This is a genomic window from Streptomyces sp. NPDC053542, from assembly GCF_044544685.1.
In the GTDB taxonomy this organism is placed as follows: domain Bacteria; phylum Actinomycetota; class Actinomycetes; order Streptomycetales; family Streptomycetaceae; genus Streptomyces.
Map to the genome: position 1 here is coordinate 255,748 of NZ_JBITXL010000011.1, position 15,101 is coordinate 270,848.

Genomic DNA, 15,101 nt, shown 5'->3' on the forward strand with positions numbered 1-15,101 from the left:
GCCTCCGCCCCGTACGAGTACGGGGCGGAGGCAGCCGCCTTCAGCGCTTCAGCCAGCGCAGCCCGTAGGCGGGCATGTCGAAGGTCCTGCCGTCGATCTTGGCCTGGATCATCCGGTCGAGGGTGTTGATCACCAGCACGCTGTCGTCGTCGGCGAGCACCCGTACGTTCGGCCGGTCCTCCGGCGCGATGGAAACAGACCGGAAGTCGGTCCCCGGCGGAAATTCCTTCCCGAATTTCCCGAGCAGTTTCATCATCGGCAATTCGCCGCCGCCGTCGTCCAGTTGCGTACTGCGCCACAGGCAGCCGGGACAGTCCTTGCCCTCGTTCTGCGGATTCCAGTACAGCGCGGTGGCCACGCCGGCCCGCGCCATCTCCATCATCGCGGCGGCCTGGACGGCGGTACGGTGCGGCTCGCTCCAGCCGTTCCGGTCGTCGTTCTCGTCCGCGACCTCGACGTACCACTCCGACCACCACACCGGCAGTCCGGTCTCCTGGCGCAGCCACCGCGTCACGTCGCCGAATTTCTTCGTCGCCCGGAATTCGTCCGGCGCGTACTCGTCGTCCTTGGTGTAACTGGAGCCATCGACGGCCAGGAAGTCGGCGCCGTCCTTGTGCTCGTTCCAGTACGCGACCGCGTCCAGGACCCGCTGGTCGACCGAGCCCCAGGGCCCCGCGAGGTCGGACGCGTAGGAGTCCTCACCGGGACCGTAGCTGTCCATCACGATGTACGGCCCGCCGACCTGGATTCCCGGGTCGACCTTCTTCAGCTCCTTGTAGACGAGGTTGTACAGCGTCGTGTAACCCTCGTAGTCCCAGCGGTTCTTCGCCTCGTCGAAGAAGCCCTTGAATTCGTTCCAGACGATGAAGTGCCGGACCTCCGGATAGCGTTTCGCTATCTTCCCCGCCAGCTTCGCGAAGTCCTCGTAGTGGTCCGGGCTCGGCGCCTTCTCCAGCTCGCCCCAGTCCGTTTTCCCGGCCTCGCCGCCCTTCATCCAGTCCGGCGAACAGCACAGGGTGAGGACGGGCGTGCCGCCGGTGCTCCGCATCAGCGCAAGGCGCCGGTCCAGGTCGCGGAAGTTGTATTTCCCGGGGCTCGGTTCCGGATTGCGCGCGCCCCAGCCCATGATGTGCTGATTCTGCGGCATCGGGTCGCCGTTGAGCAGCCGGTCGGCCGCCACCTTGGCGGTGTGCTCGCCGCGGTCGGCGCTGAACTCGGTGTGGGTGAACCCCCAGCCGAGCTGAGCCATCGGGTTCGCGCTGCCGAACACTCCGTTGTTGACGCCCCTGCCTTCCTGTCCCCCCGGCGGAAACCCGCACATGACCAGGAGTAACGACAGAACTGCCACCCCCGTGCCGAGAAGCGCGGTGATCGCCCACCGCGTGCGCCCCGGTATTGCCACCCGTAACCCCCCATGACGTCTCACAACGGGCAACCCTAGCCAGATTACCGGCTGTTGGGTCGTCATACCGCGTAACGGTTGCGCTGTGGACAGAACTACCACGCCTCCTGTCAAGTGCCGGTCAAGCCCGCGTCCACCTCCGGTCGGGACCGGGTGATCCGGCGTGCCTCACCGGTCCGGCCCGGGTGATCTCCGGTCCGGCCCGGGTAATCCCGAAATTCCGTGTACGGCACGCGGGTCATGCCGGATCATGGCCGCCATGTGTGCCGATCACCTTCCGCCGGCGGCCGCCGAGGAGTCACCAGCCGCCGCCGAGGAATCGCTGCCGATCCGGCTGACGATGGACGACAGCGACTCCCCGTCCGATGTGGTGGACGCCCTCTTCCTGGGGCGGTTCGCCAACGGACGGCAGCCGTACGCCCGCAGCCGCTCCCTGGAGCGCGTCAAACCGGGCCTGACGCTGCTGCCTCCCGGCGCCGAAGTACTGCGCTCAGCGCGCGACGACGACCGCAGCGCGACCCTCGCCGAGGGCAAGGGCTGGACGCTGCTCGTCTCGCGCTGGAACCGCGGTGCCGACATCACGGTCACGGCGGTCAGCGACGAGCTGGCCCAGAAGGTGCTGGGCCAGTCCGCGGACGGCGCCGAGGACGAGCCGGAGCCGCAGCCCGCCAACGTCACCATGGGCTTCTGGTACTACTCCCCGCGCCGCGGCCCGTACCGCACCACCCGGCAGATCTCCGCCGGCACCTGGGAGGAGATCCGCCCGAACTACACGGCGCCGGTCGCCGGCGCGCTGGACGGCCTGATGGAGGTCACGCCCGAGGAGATCGCGGGCCGGCTGCTGCTCCTGCACGGCCCGCCGGGCACGGGAAAGACGTCCGCGCTGCGCACGCTCGCCCGCTCCTGGCGCGACTGGTGCCAGGTCGACTGCGTACTGGACCCGGAGCGGCTCTTCAACGACGTCGGCTATCTGATGGACATCGCCATCGGCGAGGACGACGCGAGCGGCCGGGGCCGCTGGCGGCTGCTGCTCCTGGAGGACTGCGACGAGCTGATCCGCGGCGAGGCCCGGCACACCGCCGGGCAGGCGCTCTCCCGGCTCCTCAACCTCACGGACGGCCTGCTGGGCCAGGGCCGCAACGTCCTCGTGGGCGTGACGACCAACGAGGACCTGGAGAGGCTGCACCCGGCAGTGGTCCGGCCCGGGCGCTGCCTGGCCCGTATCGAGGTCGGCCCGCTCACGCGCACGGAAGCGGTGGGCTGGCTGGGCACGGACGAGGGCATCGGCCGCGACGGCGCGAGCCTCGCCGAACTGTACGCACTCCGCCGCGGCACCCGCCCCGCGGCCGTCCCCACCCAGGACACGAACTCGGACGCGGGGCTGTACCTGTAGCGACACGGGTTGCACCTGTAGCGGCGCGGGTTGTACTGGCGGCGGCGCGGCTCGCGCCTTCGATGGTGCGGGGCGTGCCGGTGGCGGTGCGGCTCGCGCCGGAGGCGGTGCGGGTCGTACGCGCGGCGGGGCGGGTGGCGCCTTCGGCGGTGCGGGGCGTGCTTTCGGCGGTGCGTCTCGTACGCGTGGCGGTGCGGGTTGTACCGGTGGTGGTGCGGGTCGGGCCTTCGGCGTGCGGGGCGCGCCTTCGATGGTATGGGGCGCGCCGTCGGCGGTGCGGCCCGTACGCGCGGCGATGCGGGTTGTACCGGTGGCGATGCGGCACGCGCTTTCGGCGGTGCGGCCCGTACGCGTGGCGCGGTGCGGGCCGGCCGCCTCACCGCCGGGGCCCCCGCGGCTTGAGCGGCACCGGCGGCAGCGCCGGGGCCGGCAGCGGCGGCCCGTCGTAGCCGTGCACCGTCCCGAAGCGCTCCCCCGCCATCCACGCCTCCCGCGCCGCCGCCACCTCCTCACCGCTGCGCGCGACGAAGTTCCACCACATGACGATCCGTTCCTCGAACGGCAGCCCGCCCAGCAGCATCAGGCTGCTGTCGACATCCGCGCGCACCGGCAGGTCGCCCCGCCCGCACCCGAGGTACAGCAGCGAGCCGGGCCCGAGCCGTACGCCGTCCACCTCGGTCTCCCCCTCGATCGTCAGCACGGCGTACTCGAAGTCGCTCTCCAGCGGCAGCCGTACGTGCGTCCCCGCGCCGATCGTGATGTCCGCGCCGACCAGCGGCGAGTGGATCGTGCCGGGCGACCGCGCGCCCGCCAGCTCCCCGAGGATCACGGTCGCGCTCAGCCCGCCGCCCCCGGTGATCACCGGCAGCTCGGTGTGATGCTCGAACGACGGCGCCTTCCCCCGCTGTTCGTTCGGCAGCGCGACCCACAGCTGCGCGCCGTGCAGCACCCGGCCGTGGTCGCGCGGCGACTCCTCCGAGTGCGCGATCGCCCGGCCCGAGGTCATCAGGCCCAGCTCCCGCGGCCGTACGGTCTGCAGGGAGCCGAGGCTGTCCCGGTGCAGCACCTCGCCCTCACGCAGCCAGCTGACCGTCTGCAGCCCCATGTGCGGATGCGGCGGCACCTGCATCCCGGGCTCCCCGGCGATGTCGTCCGGACCGTAGTGGTCCACGAAGCACCACGCGCCCACCATCCTGCGGCCGAGGTTCGGCAGCAGTCTGCGGACCAGCGTGGACTCCCCCAGCGGAACCTGCTTGCCTGGCTGGACGTCACGGACCGGTCCGGTCCGGCCTCCGCCCCCGCAGAGACTGGCCGCGGGCTTGAGATCGAGGTTGCTCATGCGGTCACGATATGGCGGTCATGCGGGCAGCTCCCGCAGGCGTACGGACAGACACGTCACACATCCCTCCAGCTTCTCGAACTCACCGATATCGACGGGCACCGGCGTGTACCCGAGGTCCGCGAACAGCTCCGCGCTCTTCGGCGCACTGGCCGCCATCAGCAGTTTTCCACCGCCCAGCAGCACGACGTGGGAGCCGCTCTCCTCCGGTACGGCGAGGAAACGCGGGAAGAGCGCGCGCGCCTCGTCGTCGACGAGCGGCGGGTATCCGATGACGGTGCCGTCGGGAAGTGCGGTAACGGCCGACTTCAAGTGCAGGACCTTGCTGACCGGTACGGCGACGACCCGCGCCCCCAATGGCTCGAAAGCAGCCCGGATTTGGCGCACTCCGTCCCCATTGGTACGCCCGCCGCGGCCCACGTACACCGTGTCGCCGATTTTCAGCACGTCCCCACCGTCCAGCGTCCCCGGCGCACGGACCCGGGCCACGAAGCAGCCGAGCGCCTCGACACTCTCCGCGGCCGCCGCGGTCTCCGGCTTCCGCTCGTCCGCGCCGGGCCGCGAGATCAGCGCGGCGTTGCGGTACACCACCATGGTGTCCTCGACGAAGACCCCGTCCGGGCAGTCGTCGGCGGGCGGCACCTCGACGGTCTCCCAGCCGTGCGCCCGCAGCGCCCCGACGTACGCCTCCCACTGCCGCAACGCGAGCCCGGCATCCACCGGCCGCCGGTCGATATGCGTGACCAGCCCTTCCGCAAGCCGCGGACTCGGCCGCCGAACAAGCGCCTTCTTACTGGCCATGACGCGCCCACCTCCGGACTCCCAGGCACGAACTCCGCAGCGAGACTGCACGGAATCCGCACGGACTTACTGAACGACGAGTTAGCAAGACCACCTTACGCGGGGGTCGGTGGACGTGGTCAGTGGACGGGTCGGTAGACGGGGTCGGTGGACACTGGTGACTGGCTCGCTACTGCTGACTGGCGAGCGGTCACCTGTCCCCGGTGGTCATCCGTCCTGGCCGTCCTCGCCATACGTGGCGCGCAGGGCCGTTACCGCGGCGGTCAGCGCGGCCTGGTGGTCGAGGCCGAGCCGCTGCGCGCGCTGGGCGAAGGCCAGGGCGGCCTCCGCGGCCTGCTGAGCACCCGCGTCCCCGGCGGCCGCGACGAACGTACCGTTCCGGCCCCGGGTCTCGATCACCCCGTCGCTCTCCAGCGCCCGGTACGCCTTGGCCACCGTATTCGCGGCCAGCCCGAGCTCCCCCGCCAGCCCGCGCACCGTCGGCAGCCGGAACCCGGCCGGCAACCGCCCGCTCCGGGCCTGCTCGGCGATCTGGGTGCGGACCTGCTCGTACGGCGCGTCCGCCGCTTCCGGATCGACGACCAGCTGCAGAGGGGACAGGACCACGGTGACACTCCCGGTAGAGGTGAGGCTACAGAACCTTTGTCCCAGCCATTGTGCTCCGCCCCCGCCCGAGCCCCTCCGACCGACGCGACCGTCGCCACCCTCCTCACCCCTCCGTTTCCGCTGTGCGACCGCCTTCCGCGGCGCAGCCGCCCGTGCTCGGTGGCAGCGGCACCGCGCGGTCCGGGCCGGCCGGGTCGTACGCGACGTAGTCGCCGGGCCGGTGCCAGTGCAGGAGGAAGCGGCGGCCCGTGCGGTACGCGTCCAGGCCCGCCCTGCAGTACGCGACCATGTCGTCCGGCAGCGCGTCCAGCGGGAACCAGGCCAGCTGGGAGCACTTCTCCGGCTCGCGGTTGACCGGCTCGCCGCCCGCGCCGTACGCCGCCTCGAAGAACCAGCCGATCCGCGGCCGCCCGTCCGGCGCGCGGTGCTGCATGACCAGCGCGACCCGCAGGTCCGCGGGGGTCAGCCGCAGTCCGGTCTCCTCGGCCGCTTCGCGGATCATCGCCTCCCGGACGTCCTCGCCGTCCTCGGCGTGCCCGCTGGGAGCGTGCAGCAGCCCGTCGGCGTATCCGGTGTTCGCGCGTCGGGCGAGCAGGACCTCGTCCCCGCGGCGCAGGATCAGATGGACATCGATCACCTCCGTATGGCGGGCCGGCGGCGCGGGGTGGACCACCAGCGCGTACCGCTCGTCCCGCACCTCCCTGCCCCACAGCAAGGGGTCACCCGAGAGTCTCTCCAGTCGTGTGCGGCGGGCCAGCGGAGCGGTCAGCGCCTCCAACTCCGCGGCCCTGATACCGATCGGGTCGGACTCGCCCCACCGGCCCTCGATCAGCACCAGCCGGCCCCCGGGCCGCAGCAGCCGGACCCACCGGCGCAGCACCGCCTGCGGATCCGGCAGCGCCCACAGCAGATGCCGAACCAGGATCGCGTCGAACCGCCGCTCCCCCACCGGCGGTTCGGCGGCGTCGCCGACCATCAGCCGCGCGGTCGGCGTCCGGTCCTCGAGCCGCGCCGCCGCGAACTTGGCGCGGGCCTTGTCCACCATCCGCGGCGAGCGGTCGATCCCCGTGACACGGTGGCCCTGCTCGGCGGCGAGCAGGGCCAGGCTGCCCGTGCCGCAGCCGAGGTCGAGGACGTCGGACGGCCCGGGCGGCAGCCAGTCCCGCAGCCGGTCCGCCCATGCCGCTCGTACCGCCGGATCACGCAGTCCGTGATCGGGCTCGTCGTCGAACCGCTCGGCGGCGGATTCCCAGTAACCGGCGTCGGTGACCGGCGTGTCGGTAGCCATGAACCGATGGTGACAGGCACCACTGACACTCGCTCCGGCCTGTGGATAACCCGGTCTTCCGCCCGGGCGCCGGCCGGGCGGAGATGCCGGAGGACCGGCCGCCGCCCCGCCGCCGCCCCGCCGGCGCCCCGCCCCGGCAGGCTCGCGGCAGGCTCGCGGCCGGCTCCCGTCTCGACCGGCTCGCGACCGGCTCCCGTCCCGCTCTCAGTCCTCCGCGCGCGCGGAACGCCCGCGCGGGAGCGCCCTCTTGATCCACGGCCAGGCCAGCAGCACCGCGATCACGGCGTAGACGGTGACCGAGAACGGCGTGTTGACCAGGCCGGTGACGCTGCCGTCGCTGATCTGCAGCGCCCGCCGCAGCTGCTGTTCGGCGGCCGGGCCGAGGATGACGCCGATGACGGCGGGCAGCACCGGCAGCCCGTACCGCCGCATGCCGAGCCCGATCAGCCCGATGATCAGCAGGATGACCAGGTCCAGCGGTTCACCGCCGACCGCGTACGCGCCGACCGCGGCGAAGAAGAGGATCCCGGCGTACAGGTACGGGCGCGGGATCTTCAGCAGCTTCGCCCAGACGGGCGCCAGCGGCAGGTTGAGGACGAGGAGCAGCACCATGCCGACGAACAGCGAGGCGATCAGGCCCCAGACGAGCTCCGGTTCGCGCTCGAAGAGCAGCGGCCCGGGCTGGATGCCGTACTGCTGGAAGGCCGCCAGCATCACCGCGGCGACGGCGGTCGTCGGCAGGCCGAGGGTCAGCATCGACACGAGCGTGCCGGCCGCCGACGCCGAGGACGCCGACTCGGGCCCGGCGACGCCTTCGATGGCGCCGCGGCCGAACTCGTCGCGGTGCTTGGAGAGCCGCTTCTCGGTGACGTACGAGAGGAAGGTGGGGATCTCGGCGCCGCCGGCCGGGATCGCGCCGAACGGGAAGCCGATGAGCGGCCCGCGCAGCCACGGCTTCCACGTGCGCCGCAGCTCCGCCTTGCCCAGCCAGGGGCGGCCGACGGGGATGGACTCCCCTGCCGTACGCCGCAGGTGGGCGGCCACCCACAGCGCCTCCCCGATGGCGAACAGTCCGACGGCGACGATGACGACGTCGATGCCGTCGGCGAGTTCGAGGGTCCCGAAGGTCAGGCGCTGCTGGCCGGTCATCTGGTCCAGGCCGACGAGCCCGAGGGTGAGGCCGATGAGCAGCGAGGCGAAGCCGCGTATCCGGGAGCTGCCGAGCACGGAGGTGACGGCGATGAAGGCGAGCACCATGATGGCGAAGTAGTCGGGCGCGCCGATGTCCACGGCGAGCGCGGCGACCGTGGGCGCGAGGACGACCAGCAGGATCGTGCCGATCATGCCGCCCGCGAAGTGCCCGCAGGCGGCGGCCGCCAGGGCCTGTGCGCCGCGCCCGGCGCGTGCCATCGGGTTGCCTTCGATGGCCGCGACCACCGCCGCGCTCTCACCGGGCGTGTTGAGCAGGATGGAGGTGGTGGAGCCGCCGAACATGCCCCCGTAGTAGATCCCGGCGAACATGATGAACGCGCCGGTCGGGTCCAGTCCGTAGGTGACGGGGAGCAGGAGGGCGACGGCCATCGCGGGGCCGATGCCCGGCAGTACCCCGATGGCGGTGCCGAGCAGCACTCCGATGGCGGCCCACAGCAGGTTGAGCGGCGTCAGCGCCGTACCGAAGCCGTCGATGAGTGAGGACAGGGAGTCCATCGTCTACAGCACCCCCATCAGCGGGCCGCCGGGCAGCGGCACGCCCAGCAGGTTGTTGAACACGACGTAGGTCACCAGGGACAGGACGGCCGCGATGAGCGGGTCCCGGGTGAGGTTGCGGCTGCCCAGCGCGTATGCGGAGCCCCAGAAGAGCAGCGCGCCGGAGATCGGGAAGCCGAGCGGGCCGATGAGGACGGCGTTGGCGAGGAAGACGCCGGCCAGGAGGGCGACGGTGCGCCAGTCGCCGGGCTCGGTGAGGTCGATGTCCTCGCCGCTCTCGGCCTCGCCGCGGCCGCCCCGCAGGACGTCGACGGCGAGGAGCACGGCGACGACCAGGAGGAGCACCCCGACGACGATGGGCACGGTGGTGGGCCCGATGGGGCCGCGCTGGGTGATGTCGGTGTCCATCGTGACCGCGTCGGTGAGCACGAGGACGCCGAGGACCAGGAGGATGAGGCAGACGCCCAGTTCGGAGCGGCCGCGCAAGGAGGCGCGCAGCCCGCTGCCCTTCGGGGGCGCGGTGGGTTCGGTACCGGTGCTCACAGCCCCAGCTCCTTCAGTACGGTGTCGACGCGCCGGTCCTGGGCGGCCAGGAAGCGGCCGAATCTGTCGCCGGTCATGAAGGCGTCGCTCCACCCGTTGCGCTTGAGTGCGTCCTTCCACTGCTTGGATCCGTGCAGCTCGGTGAAGAGGGTGGTCAGCTTCTGCCGTTCGACGTCGGTGAGCCCCGGGGGCGCCACGATGCCGCGCCAGTTGGTGAACTCGGTGTTCACGCCGGCTTCCTTGAGGGTGGGCGCGTCGAAGCCCTTGACCCGCTCCGGGCCGGTGACGGCCAGCAGGCGCAGCTCCCCGGACTTGATCTGGTCGAGGTACTCGCCGACGCCGGACACCCCGAAGGCGACCTTGCCGCCCAGTACGGAGGCGAGCAGCTCACCGCCGCCGTCGAACGGCACGTAGTTGACGGACTTGGGCGTGATCCCGGCGGCCTTGGCCATCAGCATCGGCGCAAGGTGGTCGGGTCCGCCGGCGGAGGAGCCGCCGCCGACCGGCATCTTGCGGGGATTCTTCTTCCAGTCGGCGAGCAGCTGATCGAACGTCTTGTACTTGGAGTCCTTGGCGACGACCACGATGTCCGGCTCCTCCGTGAGCCGCGCGATGGGGGTCGTGTCGCCGAGCCCGGAGGGCGAGTGGTTGGTGTGGACGGCGCCGACGACGCCGAGTCCCATGGACATCGCGAGCTTGCCGTTGCCGTGCTCGTTGACCATCCGGCTGAGGCCGACCGTGCCGCCGGCGCCGGGGAGGTTGAAGACCTCGACATTGTGGTTGAGCCCGGCGTCCTCGATGCTCTTCGCCGCCGTACGGGCCGTGATGTCGTATCCACCGCCCGGCGTGTTGGGCACCATGAACTGCAGGCCCGGGATCCGGGTCCCGGTGTCGGCCCCGCTGCCCGAGGTCAGCAGGGGCGGGCCGAGGAGGACGAGCAGAACCGCCCCCAGGAGGGCGAGGGGTGTGCGCGCACGCACAGATGACACCACCCTTCTCTTACGTGTGGCTTCGTGGCTCTGTGGGGGGCGGAGATCGTGGTGAGGGCCACATGTTGCCCGGGGGTTAACTCCGCGTCTCGCTTCCGGTATTAAGGGTCGTTGTGAACGTTGTGGTCGCGGAAGGGATCGTTCGATGACCAAGGTGCTGGTCGTCGACGACGACTTCATGGTCGCCAAGCTGCACAGCCACTACGTGAACGCCACCGAGGGCTTCTCTGTGGCCGGCGTGGCGCATACGGGGGCCGAGGCGCTGCGCGCGGCCGAACGGCTCCGCCCCGACCTCCTCCTGCTGGACGTCTACCTGCCGGACATGGACGGGATCAGCGTGCTGCGCCGGCTGCGGGCCCTGGAGAGCGGGACGCACGCCGACGCGCTCTTCGTGACGGCGGCACGCGACGCGCACGTCATACGGGACGCGTTGCGGGCCGGTGCGCTGCACTACCTGATCAAGCCGTTCGACCGTGCCTCCCTTCAGGAGCAGCTGCGGCATGTGGCCGCGTTGCGCACCCGTCTGGACCGGCTCGGCGAGGCCAGCCAGGAGGACGTGGACCAGATCTTCGGCACCCGTCCGCGCGCCTCCAGAGGTCTGCCCAAGGGTCTCGCCGCTCATACGGCGGATCTGGTCGAACGCACCCTGCGACAGCACGAGGACGGCCTCTCGGCATCGGAGTGCGCGGCGGCGGGCGCGCTGTCCCGGGTGAGCGCGCGCCGCTACCTGGAGTACTTCACGGGCACCGGGCAGGCCGAGGTCTCGCTCCGGTACGGCGGCACGGGGCGCCCCGAACGGCGCTACCGGTGGATCGCCTGACGATCGCCCGCCTCTTGGGTCTTGGAGCGTCTTGGAGTCTGGGACTTAACCACCGCTGAGCGGTTCCTTAAGCCACCCATAAAGATCGCCAAGAGGCCGCTCCGGACGGCGAATTCGCTGGTCGGCGGGGCTAGCGTGCTGCCCGCCGGGCACCGCCCCGCACGGCATGAACTCCCGCACGTCCTGAAGGAGACCCCCACGATGACCGCTCGTCGCAAGGCCGCAGGGCTCGCCCTCTCCACCCTCGTCCCGCTCGCCCTCACCGTGTTCGCCGCGGGCCCGGCGGCCGCGCACGGCTCGATGACGGACCCGGTGAGCCGGATCTCCGCGTGTTACGCCGAGGGCCCGGAGTCACCGGACTCCGCGGCCTGCAAGGCGATGGTCGCGGCCGGCGGCGTGCAGGCCCTGTACGACTGGAACGGCGTACGGGACGGCGCGGCGGGCGGCCAGTCCAGGACCCGCATACCGGACGGCAAGCTCTGCAGCGCGAACAGCACGGAGTACAAGGGCCTGGACCTGGCCCGGGACGACTGGCCGGCCAGTCCGATGGCGGCGGGTGCCCACACGTTCCGGTACAAGGCCACCGCACCGCACAAGGGCACGTTCGAGCTGTACCTCACCAAGGACGGCTACGACCCGGCCAAACCGCTGAAGTGGTCGGACCTGGAGGAGAAGCCGTTCGCGAAGGTCACCGACCCCACCCTGACCGGCGGCGACTACGTCTTCGAGGGCAAGGTGCCGGCCCGCTCCGGCCGCCACCTGATCTACAGCATCTGGCAGCGCTCGGACAGCCCTGAAGCCTTCTACACCTGCTCGGACGTGGTCTTCGGCAAGGACGGCGGCAGCGCGGGCACGGCAGCGGCCACCGCGCCGACCGAGCGACAGCTCGCGTCCGGCGCGGACAAGTCGTCGATGGAGCACATGCACCACGGGAGCACGGGCAAGGACGCACACTCGGGCGCGGACACACGCTCGGGCGCGGACGCACACTCGGACGCGGACGCACAGTCGGGCGCGGACGGCGTGCGCCCCGACGGCTCGTCCGGCAAGGCGGTGACCACGCAGCTCGCCGAGACCGGCGGAGACGACTCGACCGCTCCGCTCGCCATCGGCGGCGCGGCCGTACTGGCACTGGGCGCCTCGCTGCTCTTCGCCGCCGCCCGCCGCAAGGCCGCCCGGAACGGCGGCTGAGGACGGCCGACGGTGCGCTGCTCCCCGGCCCTCGGGGAACAGCGCACCAACGGGGTGGTGATCAGCTCGGCATGCAGGTCGTCGGCGTCGCGTGGGCCGGGTCCAGGGCGTTGGCCGTCTCGTGGAAGGCGACCCGGTCGGCCAGGCCGATGACCAGGTGCTCGGAGAAGTCGGTCGGGCAGAGGTCCTGGACCAGCACGTTCCGCACGCCCGGGCCGTTCAGGAACTGGCTCTTGTAGGGCGTGACCACCTCGTCGTACTTGGTCGCGATGACCGTGTAGCGCACGCCGGGCACGGTGTCGCCGCCCTCGTTGAGGCGGTTGAGGAAGTCCGAGCCCACCATCTGGTCGTTCAGGCTCGGTGCGAGCGAGTCGAGGTACTTCTTGGCGCCCGGGAACTGGTCCAGGAGCCGGGTCAGCCCGTTCACGTCGGTGCCGTGGTTGTCGGGCGCGATGCCGACCAGCGCGTTCACCTTCGCCGCGCCGCCGAGGAACTTGAGGTAGTAGCGCGGCATCATGCCGCCCTGCGAGTGGCCCACGAGGTCGGTCTTCGCGGCACCCGTCGCGGACAGCACCCGGTCGACGTACGCGGAGAGCTGCTCGGCCGACTTGTCGACCGGACCGAGGCCGTGGAAGAGGGGAACGCCGGGCAGTTGCCCGTAGTCGAAGGAGAAGACGCAGTAGCCGCGGGCGACCAGGTACGGCGCCAGGCCGAGCCAGTTGTCCACGGAGTTGCCGAAGGTGCCGTGGACGAGGACGACGGGCCGGGGATGGGCGGCGGACGGCTTGCAGGAGTAGTCGTTCCAGCCGGCGGAGACGGTGGCGGCCGGAGTGGCAGCTGCCGCTGTGGGGGTGGCCGCGGTGGCGGCGCCGAAGGCGAGGGCGAGGGCGGAGACGGCGGTGGCCGCACGTCTCCAGGACAGCGCTCGGTGCGTGGTCGTGTTCATGCGATGCTCCTTGCGGGAGGTGAGGGGACTCCGAAGTGCTCGCCGAGTCATCACCTGCGATCCGGATCGCATGGCTCAACGCTGTGATCGACCGTCAAGTTACGACTGAGTAAGGTCGGTGGTCCAGCCGTGTGACGGTGAAAGAAGTGGCACACGATTCTCACCGGACGTACGGGTTATCCACAGGCTCCGGCCGCTGTCGGCGGTCCGGCGTAGAGTCATTGCCATGGCGCTCGCGAGCCGCGCGGGCCCGCCGTGACAGGGGGAAACGGCAATGAGTACAGCATCAGCGGAGCCGATGGAGCCGACGGTCGATCAGCCGGCGGACAGGACGCGGACGGCATCGGCGGGCGGGCACTTGGAGGGCCTGGTGGAGGTCACGTCCGAGGCGGAGCTGCGCGAGCTGGTCGGCGAGCCGAACCACCGCGCCGCCCACAAGACCCGTCCCGCACTGCACGAGCTGGACCGGCAGTGGCTGGCCCACTCCCCGTTCTGCCTGCTCGCCACGGCCGACGCCGAGGGCCGCTGCGACGTCTCGCCCAAGGGCGACCCCGCGGGCTTCACGCTTGTGCTGGACGACACGACGATCGTCATCCCCGACCGCCCGGGCAACAAGCGCGTGGACGGCTTCCGCAACGTCCTGGCCAACCCGCACGTGGGCCTCGCGTACGTCCTGCCCGGCCGCGGCGACACCCTGCGCATCAACGGGCGGGCCCGGCTGCTGCGCGACGCCCCCTTCTTCGACGAACTGGTCGTCAAGGGCCACCGTCCGGCGCTCGCGCTGCTCGTGGAGATAGAAGAGGTCTTCCACCACTGCTCCAAGGCGTTCCTGCGGTCCGGCCTGTGGCGCACGGAGACCTGGCAGCCCGAAGCCCTCCCCACCCGGGCCCGGATATGCAAGGCCGTGGAGGCCCCGGACGTCCCGCTCGAAGCCCTCGAGGCCCACTACGGCCCGCGCTACGCCGACCGTCTGTACGGCTGACCGTAAGGCCCGCGGGGCCGGCGTCCCGCGGCCGACGCGGGGGCGGCCGCAGCCGCGGCGGGCCGGGCGGCGTGCGCACCGAAGCGGGCGCGCGCACGGTCGGCGGCGGCTTCGATACGGCGGGCCTTGTCGTCCGCCGGGTCGAACGTCAGCTGGCGGGCGGCGCGTTCGGCCCGGCGGAGATCCTCGGCCCGCAGCGCCACCGCCCGTACGCGAGCGCGTTGCAGGCCGAGCGCGGAGTGCAGCGCGTAGGCGACCTCGGTCAGCGCGGGCCCGTGCGCGGTCGGCTCGGCCAGCCGCCGGGTGCGGGTCGTGGTGGAGCGGTCGGCGTAGCGGACGGTGAGCGTGAGCGCGCCTGCCACCTGACCGCCGCTGCGCATCCGGGAGCCGAGCTCGTCCGCGAGCGAGAGCAGCGCCCTGCGGCGCCGCGCCTCGTCCAGCTCGTCGTGGGCGAAGCGGTGTTCGGCGGCCATCGAGCGGGCCGGTGCGTTCGGGGTCACCGGCGTCGGGTCGATGCCGCGGGCCCGCTCGGACACCCGGCGGCCGGCCTTCGCGCCGAGGATGCGCTGCAGGGTCGCGGGCGGCGCGGCGGCGATCCGCCCGACGCTGTCGAGTCCGTACGCGCACAGGGCACGGGCCGCGGCGGGACCGATGCCGTGCAGGGCAGCGGCGGGCCTGCGGTCGAGGAAGGCCGCGACGCCCTCGGGGTCGCCGGGGACGACGCGTACCTCTCCGGGTGACGCGTCCTGGGCGGCCATCCGGGCGAGCAGGGGGTTGCCGGCGATGCCGATGACGCACTCGGCGTCGTACCAAGCCAGGGCGCGCAGCCGGAGCAGCTCGGCGATGCCGGCGGCGTCCCGGCCGAAGTACCGCTGCGCACCGCGGACGTCGGCGAGCGCGGCGTCCGGCGGCAGCGCCTCGACCACGGGGGTGAACTCCCCCAGCAGCGCGATCAGCCGCTCGTACGTCTCCTCTCCGAGGGGCGAGGCGGCCCCCGACGCTCCGGCCGCCGCGGCCGGACGGAACCGTACGTACAGCGCGACCCCGGCCCTGGGCACCCGGCCCAGGCCCGGAGCACCGGCGGCATCCGCCGG

At 72.0% G+C, this 15,101-nt stretch carries 14 protein-coding genes; 4 read left to right on the forward strand and 10 right to left on the reverse strand.

The genetic code is table 11. The annotated features are described in order from the left end of the window. Positions 1 to 40 precede the first annotated feature (40 nt). Positions 41 to 1,426: a xylan 1,4-beta-xylosidase gene (locus tag ACIGXO_RS28760; RefSeq protein ID WP_399792564.1), complete on the reverse strand. Its 1,386-nt coding sequence runs from the start codon at positions 1,424 to 1,426 to the stop codon at positions 41 to 43. 235 nt (positions 1,427 to 1,661) lie between these two features. Between ACIGXO_RS28760 and ACIGXO_RS28765 the strand changes: the two genes are divergently transcribed. Next, positions 1,662 to 2,795: a DUF5925 domain-containing protein gene (locus tag ACIGXO_RS28765; RefSeq protein WP_399792566.1), complete on the forward strand. Its 1,134-nt coding sequence runs from the start codon at positions 1,662 to 1,664 to the stop codon at positions 2,793 to 2,795. Between the two features lie 376 nt (positions 2,796 to 3,171). Here ACIGXO_RS28765 and ACIGXO_RS28770 read toward each other — a convergent pair whose 3' ends face one another. From ACIGXO_RS28770 to ACIGXO_RS28800, 7 genes are all read right to left on the reverse strand, one after another. Next, entirely contained in the window at positions 3,172 to 4,134 is a 963-nt protein-coding gene (locus ACIGXO_RS28770; RefSeq protein WP_399792568.1) for a pirin family protein, read from the reverse strand. Positions 4,135 to 4,152: 18 nt separating this feature from the next. Next, positions 4,153 to 4,935 carry a dimethylargininase gene (gene ddaH / locus ACIGXO_RS28775; RefSeq protein WP_399792570.1) on the reverse strand — a complete coding sequence of 261 codons (783 nt, stop codon included), beginning with the start codon at positions 4,933 to 4,935 and terminating at the stop codon, positions 4,153 to 4,155. Between the two features lie 207 nt (positions 4,936 to 5,142). Continuing rightward, positions 5,143 to 5,535 carry a GntR family transcriptional regulator gene (locus tag ACIGXO_RS28780; protein WP_399792734.1) on the reverse strand — a complete coding sequence of 131 codons (393 nt, stop codon included), beginning with the start codon at positions 5,533 to 5,535 and terminating at the stop codon, positions 5,143 to 5,145. Positions 5,536 to 5,644: 109 nt separating this feature from the next. After that, positions 5,645 to 6,829, reverse strand: a complete 1,185-nt coding sequence (locus ACIGXO_RS28785) for a methyltransferase domain-containing protein (RefSeq protein ID WP_399792572.1) — start codon at positions 6,827 to 6,829, stop codon at positions 5,645 to 5,647. A 204-nt stretch (positions 6,830 to 7,033) separates the two neighbouring features. After that, positions 7,034 to 8,536 (reverse strand): tripartite tricarboxylate transporter permease, encoded by a 1,503-nt coding sequence (locus ACIGXO_RS28790; protein ID WP_399792574.1) that lies wholly within the window; start codon positions 8,534 to 8,536, stop codon positions 7,034 to 7,036. Between the two features lie 3 nt (positions 8,537 to 8,539). Beyond that, a complete protein-coding gene (locus ACIGXO_RS28795; RefSeq protein WP_399792576.1) occupies positions 8,540 to 9,079 on the reverse strand; it encodes a tripartite tricarboxylate transporter TctB family protein in 540 nt (179 codons plus the stop codon). Further along, entirely contained in the window at positions 9,076 to 10,059 is a 984-nt protein-coding gene (locus tag ACIGXO_RS28800; RefSeq protein ID WP_399792578.1) for a Bug family tripartite tricarboxylate transporter substrate binding protein, read from the reverse strand. Before ACIGXO_RS28800 ends, ACIGXO_RS28795 begins: the two co-directional genes overlap by 4 nt. 154 nt (positions 10,060 to 10,213) lie before the next feature. On the opposite strand from ACIGXO_RS28800, the gene ACIGXO_RS28805 reads away from it, so the two are divergent. Both ACIGXO_RS28805 and ACIGXO_RS28810 read left to right on the forward strand, forming a co-directional pair. Further along, entirely contained in the window at positions 10,214 to 10,888 is a 675-nt protein-coding gene (locus ACIGXO_RS28805) for a response regulator (RefSeq protein ID WP_399792580.1), read from the forward strand. 201 nt (positions 10,889 to 11,089) lie between these two features. Next, positions 11,090 to 12,079 carry a lytic polysaccharide monooxygenase gene (locus ACIGXO_RS28810; RefSeq protein ID WP_399792582.1) on the forward strand — a complete coding sequence of 330 codons (990 nt, stop codon included), beginning with the start codon at positions 11,090 to 11,092 and terminating at the stop codon, positions 12,077 to 12,079. A gap of 61 nt (positions 12,080 to 12,140) precedes the next feature. Here ACIGXO_RS28810 and ACIGXO_RS28815 read toward each other — a convergent pair whose 3' ends face one another. Next, complete coding sequence (locus ACIGXO_RS28815; protein ID WP_399792584.1) at positions 12,141 to 13,025, reverse strand: esterase/lipase family protein; 885 nt, start codon at positions 13,023 to 13,025, stop codon at positions 12,141 to 12,143. A gap of 370 nt (positions 13,026 to 13,395) precedes the next feature. Here ACIGXO_RS28815 and ACIGXO_RS28820 point away from each other — a divergent pair, with 370 nt between their 5' ends. Beyond that, the gene (locus ACIGXO_RS28820) at positions 13,396 to 14,007 is read left to right on the forward strand and encodes a pyridoxamine 5'-phosphate oxidase family protein (RefSeq protein ID WP_399792736.1); all 612 of its coding nucleotides are present in this window, start codon (positions 13,396 to 13,398) and stop codon (positions 14,005 to 14,007) included. Here the strand turns inward: ACIGXO_RS28820 and ACIGXO_RS28825 are convergent. After that, complete coding sequence (locus ACIGXO_RS28825; protein WP_399792586.1) at positions 13,983 to 15,065, reverse strand: helix-hairpin-helix domain-containing protein; 1,083 nt, start codon at positions 15,063 to 15,065, stop codon at positions 13,983 to 13,985. The two genes, ACIGXO_RS28820 and ACIGXO_RS28825, sit on opposite strands and share 25 nt — an antisense overlap. Between the last annotated feature and the right edge of the window lie 36 nt (positions 15,066 to 15,101).